The 14,784-nt window shown below is 68.4% G+C and carries 13 protein-coding genes; 5 read left to right on the forward strand and 8 right to left on the reverse strand.

Annotated elements, in window-relative coordinates:
• Positions 1-60 precede the first annotated feature (60 nt).
• Together ON38_RS22025 and ON38_RS22030 are read left to right on the forward strand one after the other, a co-directional pair.
• A complete protein-coding gene (locus tag ON38_RS22025; RefSeq protein ID WP_039826823.1) occupies positions 61-1,686 on the forward strand; it encodes a flavin-containing monooxygenase in 1,626 nt (541 codons plus the stop codon).
• Positions 1,687-1,760: 74 nt separating this feature from the next.
• Positions 1,761-2,444, forward strand: coding sequence for a PadR family transcriptional regulator (locus ON38_RS22030; protein ID WP_039826824.1), 684 nt, complete (start codon positions 1,761-1,763; stop codon positions 2,442-2,444).
• A 57-nt stretch (positions 2,445-2,501) separates the two neighbouring features.
• Here the strand turns inward: ON38_RS22030 and ON38_RS22035 are convergent, their stop codons facing one another.
• The 3 genes from ON38_RS22035 to ON38_RS22050 all read right to left on the reverse strand — a co-directional run bounded on the left by ON38_RS22035 (position 2,502) and on the right by ON38_RS22050 (position 5,455).
• Complete coding sequence (locus ON38_RS22035) at positions 2,502-3,815, reverse strand: phosphotransferase family protein (RefSeq protein WP_083873008.1); 1,314 nt, start codon at positions 3,813-3,815, stop codon at positions 2,502-2,504.
• A 661-nt stretch (positions 3,816-4,476) separates the two neighbouring features.
• Complete coding sequence (locus ON38_RS22045; RefSeq protein ID WP_039826827.1) at positions 4,477-5,115, reverse strand: Dabb family protein; 639 nt, start codon at positions 5,113-5,115, stop codon at positions 4,477-4,479.
• Positions 5,108-5,455: a hypothetical protein gene (locus tag ON38_RS22050; RefSeq protein ID WP_039826828.1), complete on the reverse strand. Its 348-nt coding sequence runs from the start codon at positions 5,453-5,455 to the stop codon at positions 5,108-5,110. Before ON38_RS22050 ends, ON38_RS22045 begins: the two co-directional genes overlap by 8 nt.
• 150 nt (positions 5,456-5,605) lie before the next feature.
• Between ON38_RS22050 and ON38_RS22055 the strand changes: the two genes are divergently transcribed.
• A complete protein-coding gene (locus ON38_RS22055; RefSeq protein WP_051165056.1) occupies positions 5,606-6,562 on the forward strand; it encodes an alpha/beta hydrolase in 957 nt (318 codons plus the stop codon).
• Positions 6,563-7,080: 518 nt separating this feature from the next.
• Positions 7,081-7,872, forward strand: coding sequence for an SDR family oxidoreductase (locus tag ON38_RS22060; RefSeq protein WP_039826829.1), 792 nt, complete (start codon positions 7,081-7,083; stop codon positions 7,870-7,872).
• Positions 7,873-7,894: 22 nt separating this feature from the next.
• On the opposite strand, the gene ON38_RS22065 is transcribed toward ON38_RS22060, so the two are convergent.
• The 4 genes from ON38_RS22065 to ON38_RS22080 form a co-directional block, all read right to left on the reverse strand.
• Positions 7,895-8,740: an IclR family transcriptional regulator gene (locus tag ON38_RS22065; protein ID WP_039826830.1), complete on the reverse strand. Its 846-nt coding sequence runs from the start codon at positions 8,738-8,740 to the stop codon at positions 7,895-7,897.
• A 273-nt stretch (positions 8,741-9,013) separates the two neighbouring features.
• Positions 9,014-9,919: a biphenyl-2,3-diol 1,2-dioxygenase gene (gene bphC / locus ON38_RS22070; protein WP_039826831.1), complete on the reverse strand. Its 906-nt coding sequence runs from the start codon at positions 9,917-9,919 to the stop codon at positions 9,014-9,016.
• A 25-nt stretch (positions 9,920-9,944) separates the two neighbouring features.
• Entirely contained in the window at positions 9,945-11,126 is a 1,182-nt protein-coding gene (locus ON38_RS22075; RefSeq protein ID WP_174372450.1) for an acyl-CoA dehydrogenase family protein, read from the reverse strand.
• Positions 11,127-11,184: 58 nt separating this feature from the next.
• Positions 11,185-12,360 carry a 3-ketosteroid-9-alpha-monooxygenase, oxygenase component gene (locus ON38_RS22080; protein WP_039826875.1) on the reverse strand — a complete coding sequence of 392 codons (1,176 nt, stop codon included), beginning with the start codon at positions 12,358-12,360 and terminating at the stop codon, positions 11,185-11,187.
• Between the two features lie 363 nt (positions 12,361-12,723).
• Between ON38_RS22080 and ON38_RS22085 the strand changes: the two genes are divergently transcribed.
• Entirely contained in the window at positions 12,724-14,022 is a 1,299-nt protein-coding gene (locus ON38_RS22085) for a TetR/AcrR family transcriptional regulator (RefSeq protein WP_083873010.1), read from the forward strand.
• 14 nt (positions 14,023-14,036) lie between these two features.
• On the opposite strand, the gene ON38_RS36845 is transcribed toward ON38_RS22085, so the two are convergent.
• Positions 14,037-14,777: a hypothetical protein gene (locus tag ON38_RS36845; protein WP_051165057.1), complete on the reverse strand. Its 741-nt coding sequence runs from the start codon at positions 14,775-14,777 to the stop codon at positions 14,037-14,039.
• Between the last annotated feature and the right edge of the window lie 7 nt (positions 14,778-14,784).

The following is a 14,784-nucleotide window of genomic DNA, read 5'->3' on the forward strand; positions in this document are numbered from 1 at the left end:
GGCGCGGCCCGTCCCTACCGTCGCTGCAGAGCACCGGACACCCGAGCAGTTGGAGGCACTGTGAACCCCGGAAAACCCTCGTCACCCGGCCGGACCCGAGTCGATGTGGCGGTCGTCGGCGCGGGTATCGCCGGGTTGTACGCGCTGCACCGGTTCCGCAGCCGCGGCCTCACGGTGCGAGTGTTCGAGGCCGCCGACGGCGTGGGCGGAGTCTGGTACTGGAACCGCTACCCCGGCGCCCGCTGCGATGTGGAGAGCGTGGACTACTCCTACTCGTTCGACGAAGACCTCCAGCAGGAATGGAACTGGAGCGAGAAGTACGCGGCGCAACCGGAGATCCTGGCCTATCTCGAACATGTGGCCGACCGCTTCGATCTGCGCCGCGATATCGAATTCGGTACCCGGGTGACCGATATCCGTCTCGACGAGACGTCGCTGACCTGGCAGGTGGACACCGATACCGGAAGCCGCGTCACCGCCCGGTTCGTGGTGCTGGCCACCGGACCGCTGTCGAATGCCAACACTCCGGCGATCGAGGGCCTCGACACCTTCGCCGGGCGACTGCTGCACACCTCGGCCTGGCCGCACGAGGGCGTCGACCTCACCGGACAGCGGGTCGGCGTGATCGGCACCGGCTCCTCGGGTATCCAGGCGATCCCCGTGCTCGCCGAACAGGCCGCGCGCCTGCACGTCTTCCAGCGCACCGCCAACTACAGCGTGCCCGCCGGCAACACCGAGCTCGACGACGACACCCGGCGCGCGCAGAAGGCCGACTACGCGCGGCGCCGACGCCTGTCGATGGCCAGCGGCGGCGGCTCACCGCACCGCGCCCACCCGAAATCCGCGCTGGAGGTGACCGAGGAAGAGCGGCGCGCCGCCTATGAACAGCGCTGGCAGCTGGGCGGTGTGCTGTTCAGCAAAACATTCCCCGACCAGCTCACCGACCCCGCCGCCAACGAGACCGCCCGGCGGTTCTGGGAGGAGAAGATCCGCGCCGAGCTCGACGACCCCCGGGTCGCCGAGCTGCTGATCCCCCGCGACCACCCCATCGGCACCAAACGCATCTGCACCGATACGAACTACTACCGCACCTTCAACCGGGAGAACGTGCAGCTGGTGGACCTGCGCGCCACCCCGATCGCCCGGATCGACGCGGGCGGCCTGCACACCACCCAGGCGTACTTCCTGCTGGACACCCTGGTGCTGGCCACCGGATTCGACGCCATGACGGGTTCGGTCGCCAAGATCGCGATCACCGGGCGCGACGGGCAGACCCTGAACGAGGCGTGGGCGGCGGGTCCGGTGAACTACCTGGGCCTCGGTGTCCCCGGCTTCCCCAATCTGTTCAACCTCACCGGCCCGGGCAGCCCCTCGGTGCTGGCCAATATGGTGCTGCACTCGGAACTGCACGTGGACTGGGTGGCCGAGGCGATCGCGTTCGTCGACGGGCGCGGAGCCGCCGCGCTCGAGGCCCGCGCGGACGCGGCGGCGGCCTGGGTCGCCGAATGCGCCGAGCGGGCGTCCGGGACCCTGATGACCCAGGCCAACTCCTGGTACCTGGGGGCCAACATCCCGGGCAAACCGCGGGTCTTCATGCCGTTCGTGAGCGGTTTCGGGGTGTACGGCGAGATCATCGCCGAGGTCGCGGCGGCCGAGTACAAAGGTTTCGACCTGGTCGACCGGTGAGCGTCGGCGTGTCCGGCCGCTTCGGCGGTAGTCATATGCCGGACCGGTATATGACCACTGATAGCATTCGGCGAATGACGACGAGCGAACCCGAACAGGCGCAGATCAACCTGCCGCCGACCAGCTGGGCGGTGCTCGCCATGCTCTCCTACGAAGAGGAGATCTCCGGGTACGACCTGAAGAAATGGGCGGACTGGAGTATCCGCTATTTCTACTGGAGCCCCTCCTACAGCCAGATCTACTCGGAGCTGAAGAAGCTGGAACGGCACGGGTTCGCGCATTCGCGGGTCGACGCCGACAACGCCATGCGCGGCCGCCGTCTCTACCGGATCACCCCGGCCGGCCGGGCCGCTGTCACCGCCTGGACCAACAGCGCGCCGGTCGACCCGCCGATGCTGAAACATCATGTGATGCTGCGGATCATGTTCGGGCATCTGAGTTCGCCGGACCGGCTCAAGGAGATCCTGCGCGACCATATCGCCGACGCCGAACGGCTCGAACGCAGTGCCGCCGTGGACGCGGCGGCCGCGAAATCCGAGCCGGGCTGGGCGTACTCGCAGATAGTGTTGCAGTGGGCGCAGCGGTACTACGCCTCCGAACGCGACCTCGCCCAGCAGCTGATCGACGATATCGACGCGGCCGAGTCCGCGCTGGTGGCGGCCGAACGCGACGAATCGGCCGACTATCCGCACCCCACCCCGGGACGCTGGCGCGAGGTCGAGCAGCGGGTCAAGGACGAGGATCCCGGGCGGCGCTGAGGCTACTCGGTCCGGTGTGGGGGCCTGGGCGAGAGCATGGGTTGCCGCTCGAGATCCTCACTCCCACCCGCGGAGCATATCGGTCACTTCATCTCGTGACAGGTTGGGCCAGGGCGGTTCGGAATGTCGAGACAACCGGAGATCGTAGAAGTCGGTCCAGTGATCGATTTTGCTGGGGTCCTCGGCGATTGTACGTGGCACTTTCCCAGCGACCAGTGCCATTCCTCGCCAGTCTTCCATGTCTCGATACGTTCGCAGGATCGCCTCGGCATCGACATCGGGGTTGCCGAGTGGTACTCGATCAAGCCACATGTCGGTGGCTGCACCGAGTGTCTCCCCGGTGAATGGCAGAGAACGACCGAGGAAGAACTGTGCGTTGTAGAGCGGATCGCTGGGCCCGGCGCACGACCAATCGAGAATCCACGGTTTTCCCTGTGCATCGAACTGGAGGTTGCCCATATAGAGATCGTTGTGGCCGAAGAAGGTCGGCTCACCGGCGCGGCCGGGATCGGGCCGGAAATAATCCGACAACGGCCCGAGTCCGAGCTGATCCAATCTCGCGCGATGTTCCGGTGGCAGATTGTGAAATGCGTTGTCGGCATGCTGGATCATATGTTGCTGCCACGTCGGGATATCCATTTCCATCCCCGCCGGTATCGGATGCGAAGAGATCAACTTCACCTGATCCAGAAGATCAGGGAACCAATTCATCAGTTCGGGGTCGATGAAATTACGAGTTTCGCCGCTGACGTACTGCATGACCATGAAATTCTTGCCGGTAGCGGGGTCTGTGCCGGCGTAGAGCAGCCTGGGGGTTCGCACACCGCACTCACTTCCATAGCGCATGGCCGTGCTCTCCGGCAACCAATGCTTCACGAAAGTCTCGATGGGCCGGCCCGTCTCGAATCTGACCACGGCCGGGCCTGCGCTCGACTCGACCCGAGTCACCCAGTTGTCGCTCCCCTCGAAATCCGGTTCCCGATCCCGGACCCTCTCATATAGCTCCCGGGCCTCCTCGGAAGAGATCTCGAACAGCTCGCGACCGTCGGGTTGTGTCCGATCCTCACCGAAGGTGTTCGTCGATCCGGTCCCGGCGGTCGAGTCCTGCCCGGAGACCGGTTCCCGCACATGCGCGCCGGTTTCCGCGCGCACAGCGGCGCGATCGCTCTGGGCCGAACCAGCTCTGTCGATGTCCGCCGTGCTCTGCTCGCCGGCGCGAGTGGTGCGGTCGAGACCCGCTTGTATCACGTGTGAGTATTCACGATGTCTTTCGCTGACCCGCGGGGTGCCGCTGTCGACGAGCGCGGCGGCGAGGCGTCTGGCTGCCTCCAGCATTCTCGCGTTGAGCTCGCCGCGATCCAGACCGGCCAATGAGGTTTCCTCTCGTTGATCACACTGTCGGGCAGCAAGGCAGAAACCGGAGCGCCGACCTCGGTGAGCGTCGGGTCGAGTCGGCGGGTGAGTTCGTCGGCGCAGCCGGCGCGGTCCGGCCGGTGTGGCGTCGTAAGCGAGTCGAGAGCACTGCTGGCCGACTCGAGGCGAGACGCCGGGCCTCCACGACCGATTCACGGATGCCCCGGGCGAAGTCGGCAGTGCTGGAGATCGTTCGTTCGGCCGATAGGGTGTCGAACTCGATCGGTCTCTCCTGGCTCCGGGGACGTGGTCGACATACGGCACTATTCGATCGAAGTGAAACCTTCAGACGATCGGCGACAGTGCCGGACTCTCAGTACCGTGCGTGCGGACGAAAAACAATATAGTGCTGGCGAAACCAACGCTGATCAGCGGAGTTTCCTAGAATCGGTAAACGCGAACGGCTCGAGCGCAGCGCCGCCGTGGACGCGGCGGCCGCGAAATCCGAACCCGGCTGGGCCTACTCGCCGATCGCGATCGCCCGGCGCCGGTCCGCCACCGCGGACCGGGCACTCGGCAGCGCAGGCGCGCGCTCGGCGGGGCCGGCTCGGTACGATCGGAAACAACGCCGAACGCCGGCACCCGCACCGGGCCGCAGGAGTGACCCGGCGGGAACCGGTCAGGTCAGCACCGGTGTCGTACGGACGCAGTAGCTGTGGCAGACCCGGTCGCGGACGACGGCCTCCGGGCATTCCGGGTCGAACCAGCGGTCCACCAGACCCCAGTGCACCGGATGCGCGAGGTAGGCGCCCGTCAGGCCGTCGAGATCGCTGAACTCCTGCTCCCAGATGTGTGTCCACTGCACGGCGCCCTCGGCCCGGAGCGCCCGGCTCAACCGCCAGGCGCGGATGGTGGATATATATCGGGGCATTCGCAGCAGGTCGGCCTCGAATTCGGCCAGCGCCTGCGGCGGCGTGGCCGGGTCCACACGCAACAGCAGGGTGCGGTACACCGTGCCCGGACTGCTCGGCCCGGCCACACCGTGCACGCCGGGACCGTGGTCGGTCCCGGCGACGCGCAGCACCTCCGGCCGGTCGTACAGCTCCGTCAGCAGGGCCGCTGCCGACCGCCCCACCGCCGGTTCCGCGAAGCTCAGACGCAGCAGGATATCGCCGCCGTTGCGAACCCCGGGCAGCGTCGGTTCGATCAACGCGCGCCGCGCCCCGCCGACTGCGGCCCGTAGCTCGGCGAGCAGGCTATCGAGCGCGCCCGGGGCAACATCGGGGACCAGATGGATCAGCCGGGTGATCTCATACATCGGCGAGCGCCTCGATATCGCCGGCCGCGGCGGCCGACTCACGGGTCCGCCGGGCGATCAGGTGCTCGACCCCGGCCCACCATCGGGCCGGCTCCGGGTCGGGCCGGCTTCGCCAGGTCATCTGCCACCAGCCGGTGGGACCGTCGAGTTCCCAGGTCACGGTGACCGTATTGGGCCGGTCGTCGAGCCAGAGCGGCGGCGCCACCAGCACCCGGTCGAGGACCATCCCCCGCGCGATCGCCCCGGGGACGTACTCGGCGAGATAGCGGTCCACGAATTCCCTCGCGCGGCCGGGCATCGTCTCGATCCGGTCGACGATATAGACCTTCGCTGCACCCATCGCGCCACGGTATGGCCGTAGCCGGCAGTCCGGCCGGTACCGGTCCACTCTCCGGGAGACGCGACTCCGTCCGCGCTTTCGCCGACCTACGGTGGCCCGACCAACTGTAGGGCCGGGCACTACCGGCCACGAGAATCGAGGAGGCCGCAGATGGAATCAGGAGCCGTACGCGACGCGGAGCCCGGACTGCTTCCCGAGGTGGCCTCGATGCTCGCCGCCCTGGACAGCGGCTTCCCGGACGTCACCACCCTGTCGGCCCCCGAACTGCGGGCGATCATCAGGTCCCGCCGCGCACCGTTGCAGTGGCTGCCCGCCATGAGTGACGTCTCGAACCTCACCGTCGACGGACCGGGCGGCCCGCTGCCCCTCCGGGTCTACCGGCCCCGGCACGACGCCTCGGCGCTCCCGGTGATCGTGTTCGCGCACGGCGGCGGGTTCGTATTCTGCGATCTGGACAGCCATGACGAGGTCTGCCGCGCGATGGCAGAGGGGGTAGGCGCGGTAGTGGTGTCGGTGGATTACCGGCTCGCCCCCGAACATCCCGCGCCCGCCGCACACGAGGACATGTATGCCGCGCTCGTCTGGGCCGCCGAACACGCCCCCGAATACGGTGGCGATCCCGCCGCGCTCGTGGTCGCCGGGGACAGCGCCGGCGGCAATCTCGCCGCCACCGTGGCCATAGCGGCCCGCGATCAGCACGGGCCTGCGATCGCCGCGCAACTACTGCTCTACCCGGTGATCGACGACGATTTCGACACCGAGTCCTACCGGCGCTACGGCAGCGGGTACTACAACACCGCCGCGGCGATGCGCTGGTACTGGCAGCAGTACGCACCACACGGCACCGCGGACCCCCGCCTGGTGCCGACCCGCGCGGACACCCTGGCCGGGCTGCCGCCCGCGGTGGTGATCACCGCCGAACTCGACCCACCCTGCTCCTCCGGCGACAACTACGCGAGCCTGCTCACCGAAGCCGGTGTCGCGGTGCGACACCGGCGCTACGACGGCTTGTTCCACGGGTTCCTGACGATCCCCGCCCTCGCGGTCACCCGAACCGCGCGCACGGAGATCTGGGAAATGGTGCGCGCGACCCTTGCGTCCCGGTAGGGGGCAGGCCGGGACGAGCGCGCTCACGTAGAACTTGCAGGGCCGCTGAAATGTCGGATCCCGCGCCATCGGTCACTGGTGAGCGTGCCCTCTCGGTCACGGTCGACCGGCCGGGCTGCGTAACCGGCCCGCCCGGGCCGGACAGGGATGGTTATCGGGTAGCGCCGGGGGCGGCTGGCGGCGCGTTGGCCAGCGGTTGTTCGGTCTGCGGCCCAGCAGGTCGTAGACCAGCACCTCGGAGGGGCCGTACCAACCGCCTGGTTCTTGGGGGTAGCGCAGGTTTGCTTCGGCGTCGTACCACGTACCGTCGCGCAGCGTCGAGCCCTCTGCGTCGGTTCCGGCGTGGGAATCGTCGGCGCGGGTCCGCGCGAGGTGTTCGACGACGACCTTGCCGGCGCTTTCGTCGAAGAACCTCTTCGTGCAGAAGAACTTGGTTCCGGAGGGGTAGAGCGCTCCGTGACCACTCTGCGGCGAAGCTGCACTGGCGGTCGACAGCGCATCCGGCTTAGCGTCGTCCCATGACCACCACAGCAGTCGTCACCGGCGCCGGCCGCGGTATCGGATTCGCCTTCGCCCGTCACCTCGCCGATGCGGGCCATCTGGTCGTGCTGACCGATATCGACGGTGACGCCGTGCGGCGAGCCGCCGCCGAGATCGGCCGGGGTGCGGTCGGGTTCCGGCAGGATGTCCGCGATATCGCTTCCCACCGCGAGGTCGCCGAAAAGGCCGCGGCACTGGGGCGTCCGGCGGTGTGGGTGAACAATGCCGGAGTGCTGTTCGCGGGCGACGCCTGGACCCATCCGGACGAGGAGATCGCCACCATCCTGGACGTGAACATCCGCGGTGTCGTGGCGGGGACCGCGGCCGCGATCGCGCAGATGGGGCAGGCGGGCGGGGTCGTGTTGAATATCGCGTCGCTCTCGGCGCTCACACCGGTACCGGGTCTCGCGCTGTACGCCGCGACCAAGGCGGCCGTCCTGTCCTATACGACCTCTGTACAGGGCGACCTCCGGCACGCCGGGCTACCTATCCGGGTCCGCGCCCTGTGCCCCGATGTGGTCGGCACCCATATGGTGACCGACAGGGCGGCGGACCCCGGCGCGGCGCTGCTGTTCGCCGGGCCGAAGCCGATGGACGAGGACGCCGTCGCCCGCGCGGGTATGGCGTTGATGGACAGCCGCCAGATCTTCCGCGTGATGCCTCGCTGGCGCGGTGCGCTGGTTCGCGGCGTCGATATGGCGCCCGCGTTCGGTCTGAGCCTGGTCGCGCTGATGCGCAGGCTGGGTGATCGCCGTCAGGCCGGTAGCTGAACGGGCACGTCTCCGTTACCGGTCAGACGTACTGCAGGGCCGCCGCCGCCCGGGGCCGCGGCACCGTTCCCAGGGGACGCGCCTGTTGCAGCGTGGGGTGCACCCGGACCCGGCCGTCCTCGACATTGCGCCAGATCCCCAGCGCGGTCATCCGCACCGGCGCGGCCGCTCGGTGATCGAAGCTCATCCGGTCCACCGGTCCGCAGATCGATACCGCGGCCACCGCCTGTCCGATCTCCCCGACCGGGGCCGCCACGCATCCGAATCCGGCCAGTGATTCCTCGCGTTCGAAGGCGATACCGTGTGCGCGGACCTTGGCCAGCTCGGCCCGCAGCTGCGCGGCGGTGGCGATGGAGTATCGCGTCTTCGGCCGCACGGGTCCGGCGCCGAACACATTGCCGCGCTCACCGTCGGCGTAGGCGAGGATGGCTTTGCCCACCGCCGTACAATGCGCGGGCTGGCGCCCCCCGACCCGGGTCGGTACCGCGCCCGCCAGCCGTCCGCCGACCTTGTCCAGGTACACCACGTCCGTGCCGTCGAGCACGGCCAGGTGCACCACGTATCCGGTGGTTCGGTGCAGTTCGTGCAGGAAGGGTACGGCGGCGCGGTGCAGCCGGTCCTGGTGCACGGCCAGCGAGCCCAGTTCCATCAGCCGCAGGCCCAGTTCGTAGTCCCGGCCGTCGCGCCGCAGCCAGCGCAGCTGGACCAGCCGCTCCAGGATGCGGTGCGCCGAGGACCGGGGTAGCCCGGTGCGGCGCACGATCTGCGCGAGTGTGAGACGCCCGGGTCCCTCGAACGCGTCGAGAACCAGCGATACGCGGTCGAGCACAGCGCTCGGGGTGGCGGCGGCGTCGGCCTGGATAGTCATGAGCCCTCCATTGGGTCTACGAGCTGATGCCCAATCGAATATGCCGAATAGGCATATTCCTATTAGTAGCATTCCCTTGTGGCAGCTGTCACACGAATCGCAAAGGTTGGCCGAAAATCACGAACGGCCTCCCGAACCGGGCGGTACGCCCGGCCCGGGAGGCCGCTTCAACCGTGTGCACAGAGGGCCGACCGGGACGTTCCGTTCGCCGGTCTCACAAGACGCGCAAAGAGCCGAGGCCCGTCCGGGGCCTCGGCTCTTTCGGCGCCGTGCTTACATCGCTGCCAGTGGTTCGCTTCCGGACCAGTCGTGGCCCCAGTAGCTGTCCGCGGTGATCTCCTCCGCGGTGTAGTACTTCTCGTCGACCTTCATCCCGGCGGTCCCGAACTCGATATCCCAGCCGCCGGGGGCGCGCACATAGAACGACACCATCTTGTCGTTGGTATGCCGGCCCAGCGTCGAGGACACCGAGAACCCGTCCTTCGCCACCCGGTCCAGCGCCTGGCCCACCGCGTCGAGCGAATCGACCTCCACCATGATGTGCACCAGCCCGGGGGCGCCGCCGTGCGGTGCGGGGCACAGCGCCAGGCTGTGGTGGCGTTCGTTCACACCCAGGAAGCGGATACGCACCGGCCCGAACTCCGGCGGCGCCGGCACCCGGAACGCGCCGCGAGGCAGGAAGCCGAGGACCTCGGTGTAGAACTCGAACGCACCGTTCAGGTCCATGGTCGGCAGCACCACATGACCCAGGCCTTGGGCGCCGGTGACGAACCGGGCGCCGAACGGGGTCACCACCGGGCTGTGGTCGAGCACCGGGCCGTGGAATACCTCCAGCGTGGCGCCGGTGGGGTCGGTGAAGGTGATGGCCTCCTCCACCCGGCGGGCGTCGGCGTCGGCCTGCGACAGCGACTCCACCGTGATGCCCGCCTTCGACACGGTCTCCCGCACCCGGCGCAGCGCCGCGTGGTCCCGGACCTCCCAGCCGATCCGCACCACCTCGTCGGACTCCCCGGCGACCACCACGATCCGCGCGGCTCGTTCGTCCATGCGCAGGTAGAGCGCGTTCTCGTCGGGTCCCGAGCCCTCCGCGAAGCCGAGCACGTCGAAGGCGAACTGCCGCCAGCGCGCCATATCCGTGGTCTGGATCTGTACGTAGCCGAGGCTCTTGATATCGGTCATTGTCGTTCCTCTCGTCCCCGGTCGGTCAGATCATCGAGCGCAGATGCTCGGCCGGATCGAATCCCATGGAGCTCAGCGCCGAGGCGTGGTACACGGTGCTCGGTACGTGGATGGCGTGGTTGAGGCCGGCGTGGGCGTCGCGCCAGTACCGTTGTAGCGGTTTGTCCATCCGCAGCGCGTTACCGCCCGACCGGGCGAAGATCTGGTCCACCGCCATCACCGCCCGCCAGGCGGCCCGCACCTGGGTGCGGCGCCCGGCCGCGCGGAGCGCGAAATCCACTTCGCCGCCGGATTCGACGATGCCCCAGATCCGGTCCACATTGGCCAGCAGTTCCTGGCGCGCGGCATTGATATCGGCGGCGGCCTCGCTGATCGCGAACAGCACGTACGGGTCGTCCTTGACCGCCGTCCCCTGCGCGCCCACCCGGCCGCGCTGATAGTCCAGGTGCGCGGCCAGCGCGCCCTCCGCGATGCCGATAACGGCCGCGCTGATACCCAGCGGGAACATCGTCGACCACGGCATCTTGTACAGCGTCTCGGTGACTCCGTATTCGCGCTGAGCGGTGCCGTCGATGACGTGATCCCCGTTCATCACCCGGTACGACGGCACGAACGCGTCTTTCACGATGATGTCCTTGGAACCGGTGCCCTTCAGGCCGACCACGTTCCACGAATCCTCGACGATCTCGTAGTCGGCGCGGGGCAGGATCATGTGCAGCATCGTCGGCGGATCCGCGATACCGCCCTGCGCGTCGCCGAGCATGGCGCCGAGGAAGATCCAGTCGCAGTGATCGGTGCCGGAACTGAACTGCCAGCGGCCGTTGAAGATATAGCCGCCGTCCACCGGGCGGGCGATACCGGTGGGCGCGTAGGGCGACGCCATCCAGGTGTCGTGGTCGGCGCCCCATACTTCTTCCTGCACCCGTGGATCGGCGAAGGCGAGCTGCCAGGGATGGACCCCGACGATGCCGCAGATCCAGCCGGTGGCCGGGTCCAGCGCCGCCGCGGACATCACCGATTCGGCGAACTCCCGCGGGTGGGCCTCGAATCCACCGTACTTCTTCGGCTGCAGCAGCCGGATGGGACCGGCCGATTTCAGCAGTTTCGCGGTCGAATCCGGCAGCCGGCCGAGCCGTTCGGCTTCCGGCGCCTGGTCGCGCAGCTGATCGGCGATCGCCGCGAGATTGTCGAGAACTCTGGTCATGATGGGTTTCCTAGGTAACGCGCGCCGGGTACTCACCCGGCGCGCACGAGGGATGTTCGGGTCAGGTGGTGGTGTCGAGTACCGCGCCGCGGGCGATGTTGTCGGCGACCTCCGCCTCCCAGCTGGTGACGGCGCGTTCGGTATCGATCTCGAATTCGAACCGTTTGGTCATGTCCTCGGTGATGTCCTCGACATCCACGTAGAACTGCTGGTACCAGCGGCGCAGCTGGTACACCGGCCCGTCCTCCTCGGAGAGCAGCGGATTGTCGATGGGCGCCTTGTTCTTCCAGATCTTCACGTCCTGTTCGAAACCCACCTCGACACCGCGCGCGAACTGCGCCGCCATCGCCTCGGCATCGGCGTCCGACATGCCCTGGGGTTTCTTCACCATCGCGCCGTACTGCAGCACGAACGAATTCGACGTGACGGGATAATGGCAGTTGATCAGCACCGTCTCGATCGTCATGCCCTGCGCCTCGTTCCACAGCCAGTCGATCATGTAGGACGGGCCGAAGTACGAGGCGTCCGAGCGCAGCGAGGAATCCGGATCGTCGTAGTTGGTGCCGACATTGATATCGCCGCGCGGGGTGGACCGCATGTACTGGGTCGCCACATGCCCTTCGAAGACGTTCTTGAAGTAACGCGGGAAGGAGTAGTGGACGTAGAAGAAGTGCGCCATATCGACGACGTTGTCCACGATCTCGCGGCAGTTCGACCCTTCGACCAGCAGGGTGTTCCACGTCCAGTCGGTCCACTCCGGGGTGTCGTAGCCCTCGATCTGCGGGATGGTCACCTCATCGGTGGGTTTACTGCCCTGCGGGTCGTTCCAGACGAACAGCTGACCGTTGCGTTCCAGCGTGGGCCAGGCCCGGGTGCGGGCCAGCGGCGGTACCCGCCGGGCGTACGGGATCCCGGTGCACTTACCGTTACCGCCCCAGCGCCAGTCGTGGAACGGGCAGGCGATGGAATCGCCTTTGACCGACCCGTGGGCCAGATTGCCGCCCATGTGCCGGCAGTACGCGTCGAGTACGTGCAGAGTGTCGTCGGTCTCGGACCGGAACACCACCAGCGTGGTACCGAAGGCCTTGACCTCGTGCGGTTGCCCGTCCCGGAACGATTTCGCCAGGCCCAGGCAGTGCCAGCCGCGCGCGAACCGGGTCGGGGCCGCGGCCGCCTCGATCTGCCTGTATTCGTCTGTACCGTGCTGGGGTCGCCCGTTCGGTCCAAGAGCCGGCATCGGAACCTCCATGTTCGGAGCGGAGTTGTGTGACTGCGCCGATAGTGACCTGGGGCACCGGGTCGCCCCAGTCGCGTTCCCGGTCAGTGGACACGTTTCGGCGCGCACTCCGGGCCGGCTATGCCTCCGGTCCGGAATCGCCGGTCACTTCGAACACTGCGATACTCCGTATCGGGAGCTCGGGGACGACGGTCTGTGCCATGGTTGTGTTCTCCCCGCGGGGGGAGTCCTCGTGCCCCCGGCCCCGCGGCTACCCCGGTGACGAGCCGGAAACCCGGGCCGTGCCGCGCGCCGGCCGCCCGGAAACGGCCCTGCGCGGGGTGCGTGGCATTGTCGCTGGTTACCCGACGATAGGATTACGGAATGAGCGTCGACAATCGCCGGGTCCGGTCGTCCGCGCCGGCGGTGCGCGCGAACGGTCGCGACGATCCGGGCAGCGACGCCGCCACCGGTGAGAAGGAGAGTGCCGCGGCGGCTCGTCCCGTGCGGCGCCGGCCCAAGAATCGGCGCGCCCAGATCGCGGCGGCCGCGGCCAGCGCGTTCGGGTCGCTGGGGTATCACGGCGTGAGCATGGAGGACATCGCCGGCGGGCTCGGGATCAGTTCCGCCGCCCTGTACCGCCACTACCCCAGTAAGTACGCACTGTTCCAGGAGGAATCGCTACGGGTCGGTCAGGCCATGGCCGAATCGGTACGGCTCGACGCCGAGGCCGCGGCGGCCCCGCCCGAGCAGCGGTTGCGGACGGTGCTGGAAGCACTCAGCGCGGTCACGGTGGCCAACCGGGCCAGCGTGGCGCTGGTGCGCTGGGAAGGCCGCTACCTGGAACCGGCGGACCGCGAGATCCGGGACGGCCAGCAGAACGCGGTGCTGGAGGCGCTGGGTACCCAGCTCGCCGCCTACCGTCCGCAACTGCGCGGTCAGGATCGCCAGGTGCTGGTGGTGGCCCTGTTGTCGGTGATCACGAGCATTGCCGATCACCACGCGACGCTACCCACGAAAGCCCTTGTCGCGCTCCTCGTCTCCACTGCCATGGACCTGGCGGCGGTCTCCCTCCCGGAGCCCGGGGACGTCGAACCCGCCCGCCCGGTGGAGATCCCGGAATCGTTCAAGCATGAACTGCTGCTCCGCAAGGGGGTGGAACTCTTCCACGCCCGCGGGTACCCGAATGTGAGCGTGGAGGACATCGCCACCGCGGCGGGCCTGTCCGCGGCGTCCGCGGTATACCGCTTCTACCGTGGTAAGAGCGATCTGCTGGCCGCCGCCTTCCGGCGCGCCGCCGAGCGGGTGTCCAGCGCGATCGGCCCCGCGGTGGCCGGGGCCGCCGGACCCCGTGAGGCACTGGATTCACTGATCCACCAGTACGTCGAGGGTTCGTTCGCCGAACGGGAACTCACCTTCGTCTACTACACCGAGTTCCAGCACGTACCCGCCGAGGAGCGGGCCGCGCTGCGCAATGTGCAGCGATTGAGCGTGGAGGAATGGGCGCGGCTGGTCCGGCAGGTGCGCCCCGAACTCTCCGGTCCGCAGGCGCGTTTCCTCGTCCACGCGGCTTTCGCCCTCGTCGTCGACCTGGGCCGCGCGCTCGGGACGGTCGCGACCGCCTCCCAGGAGCGGGTCGCGCTGCTCATGCAGACGGTTCTGTACGGCCGGCCCGCCCACTAGCGCAGGTCCCGCGGTCACGAGGCCGGGCCGGGGGCGAGCGGGGTGATCATCTGATCGACCAGCCAGTGCCCGTCGATCTTCTGCATCCGCATCACCATGCTCAGCTGCCCCGGCGCGGGCTGTCCCCGCGTGCCCAGGCTGGTGATGGTCTGGCCGATCACCACCACGGTCTCGGCCGACTCCGCGTCGGCCGTTTTCACCGCGCACTGGATATCTCCGGCGGTGGAGACCACCTGCCCCGCGACGAGCGCCTCCCGCAGTTCCACGGTGGTGGTCTCGAACTCCTTCTTCCAGTCACCGGTGGCGCCCGCCGCCACGGCCGCGAAGTACGGGTCCAGATTCTTCGCGTCGTAGTTGGCGAGCACCGGAGCGTAACGGCAGGCCGCCTGCCGCGCGTCCTCGTACGCGGCCAGTGTTTCGGATTTGTCCTGTTCCCGCACATACAGGTAGCCGGCCACCCCCACCGCGCCCAGCAGCAGGATCGCGGCCGCGACGAGAACGGCGATCATCGGGGCGGTGATCCCGACCGCGGCGCGCGACGTCCGCGTACCCGCATCGGTGCCCGCGTCGGCCGACTGCCCGCCGACGTCCTTCCGCAACCGGTCCGCACCACCGCCCGGCACCGGAGCCGCGGCGGGTTTCCCGTCCACGGCGGGTGTGGCGTCCGCAGTGCCGGGCGACGCGGCGTCCCCCGTCACCGCCGCGGAGTCCGTCGTATCCCCGGTGCCGTTCTCCACGGACTTGTCCTTACTCATGCTCGTC

This window comes from Nocardia testacea NBRC 100365, assembly GCF_000308775.1.
Classification (GTDB): Bacteria; Actinomycetota; Actinomycetes; order Mycobacteriales; family Mycobacteriaceae; genus Nocardia; species Nocardia testacea.

Coding starts and splice junctions, on each gene's coding strand:
- ON38_RS22030 (WP_039826824.1), top strand. CDS start 1,761: ATGACGACGAGCGAACCCGAACAGGCGCAGATCAACCTGCCGCCGACC.
- ON38_RS22045 (WP_039826827.1), bottom strand. CDS start 5,115: ATGTATGAGATCACCCGGCTGATCCATCTGGTCCCCGATGTTGCCCCG.
- ON38_RS22050 (WP_039826828.1), bottom strand. CDS start 5,455: ATGGGTGCAGCGAAGGTCTATATCGTCGACCGGATCGAGACGATGCCC.
- ON38_RS22055 (WP_051165056.1), top strand. CDS start 5,606: ATGGAATCAGGAGCCGTACGCGACGCGGAGCCCGGACTGCTTCCCGAG.
- ON38_RS22060 (WP_039826829.1), top strand. CDS start 7,081: ATGACCACCACAGCAGTCGTCACCGGCGCCGGCCGCGGTATCGGATTC.
- ON38_RS22065 (WP_039826830.1), bottom strand. CDS start 8,740: ATGACTATCCAGGCCGACGCCGCCGCCACCCCGAGCGCTGTGCTCGAC.
- bphC (WP_039826831.1), bottom strand. CDS start 9,919: ATGACCGATATCAAGAGCCTCGGCTACGTACAGATCCAGACCACGGAT.
- ON38_RS22080 (WP_039826875.1), bottom strand. CDS start 12,360: ATGCCGGCTCTTGGACCGAACGGGCGACCCCAGCACGGTACAGACGAA.
- ON38_RS22085 (WP_083873010.1), top strand. CDS start 12,724: ATGAGCGTCGACAATCGCCGGGTCCGGTCGTCCGCGCCGGCGGTGCGC.
- ON38_RS36845 (WP_051165057.1), bottom strand. CDS start 14,777: ATGAGTAAGGACAAGTCCGTGGAGAACGGCACCGGGGATACGACGGAC.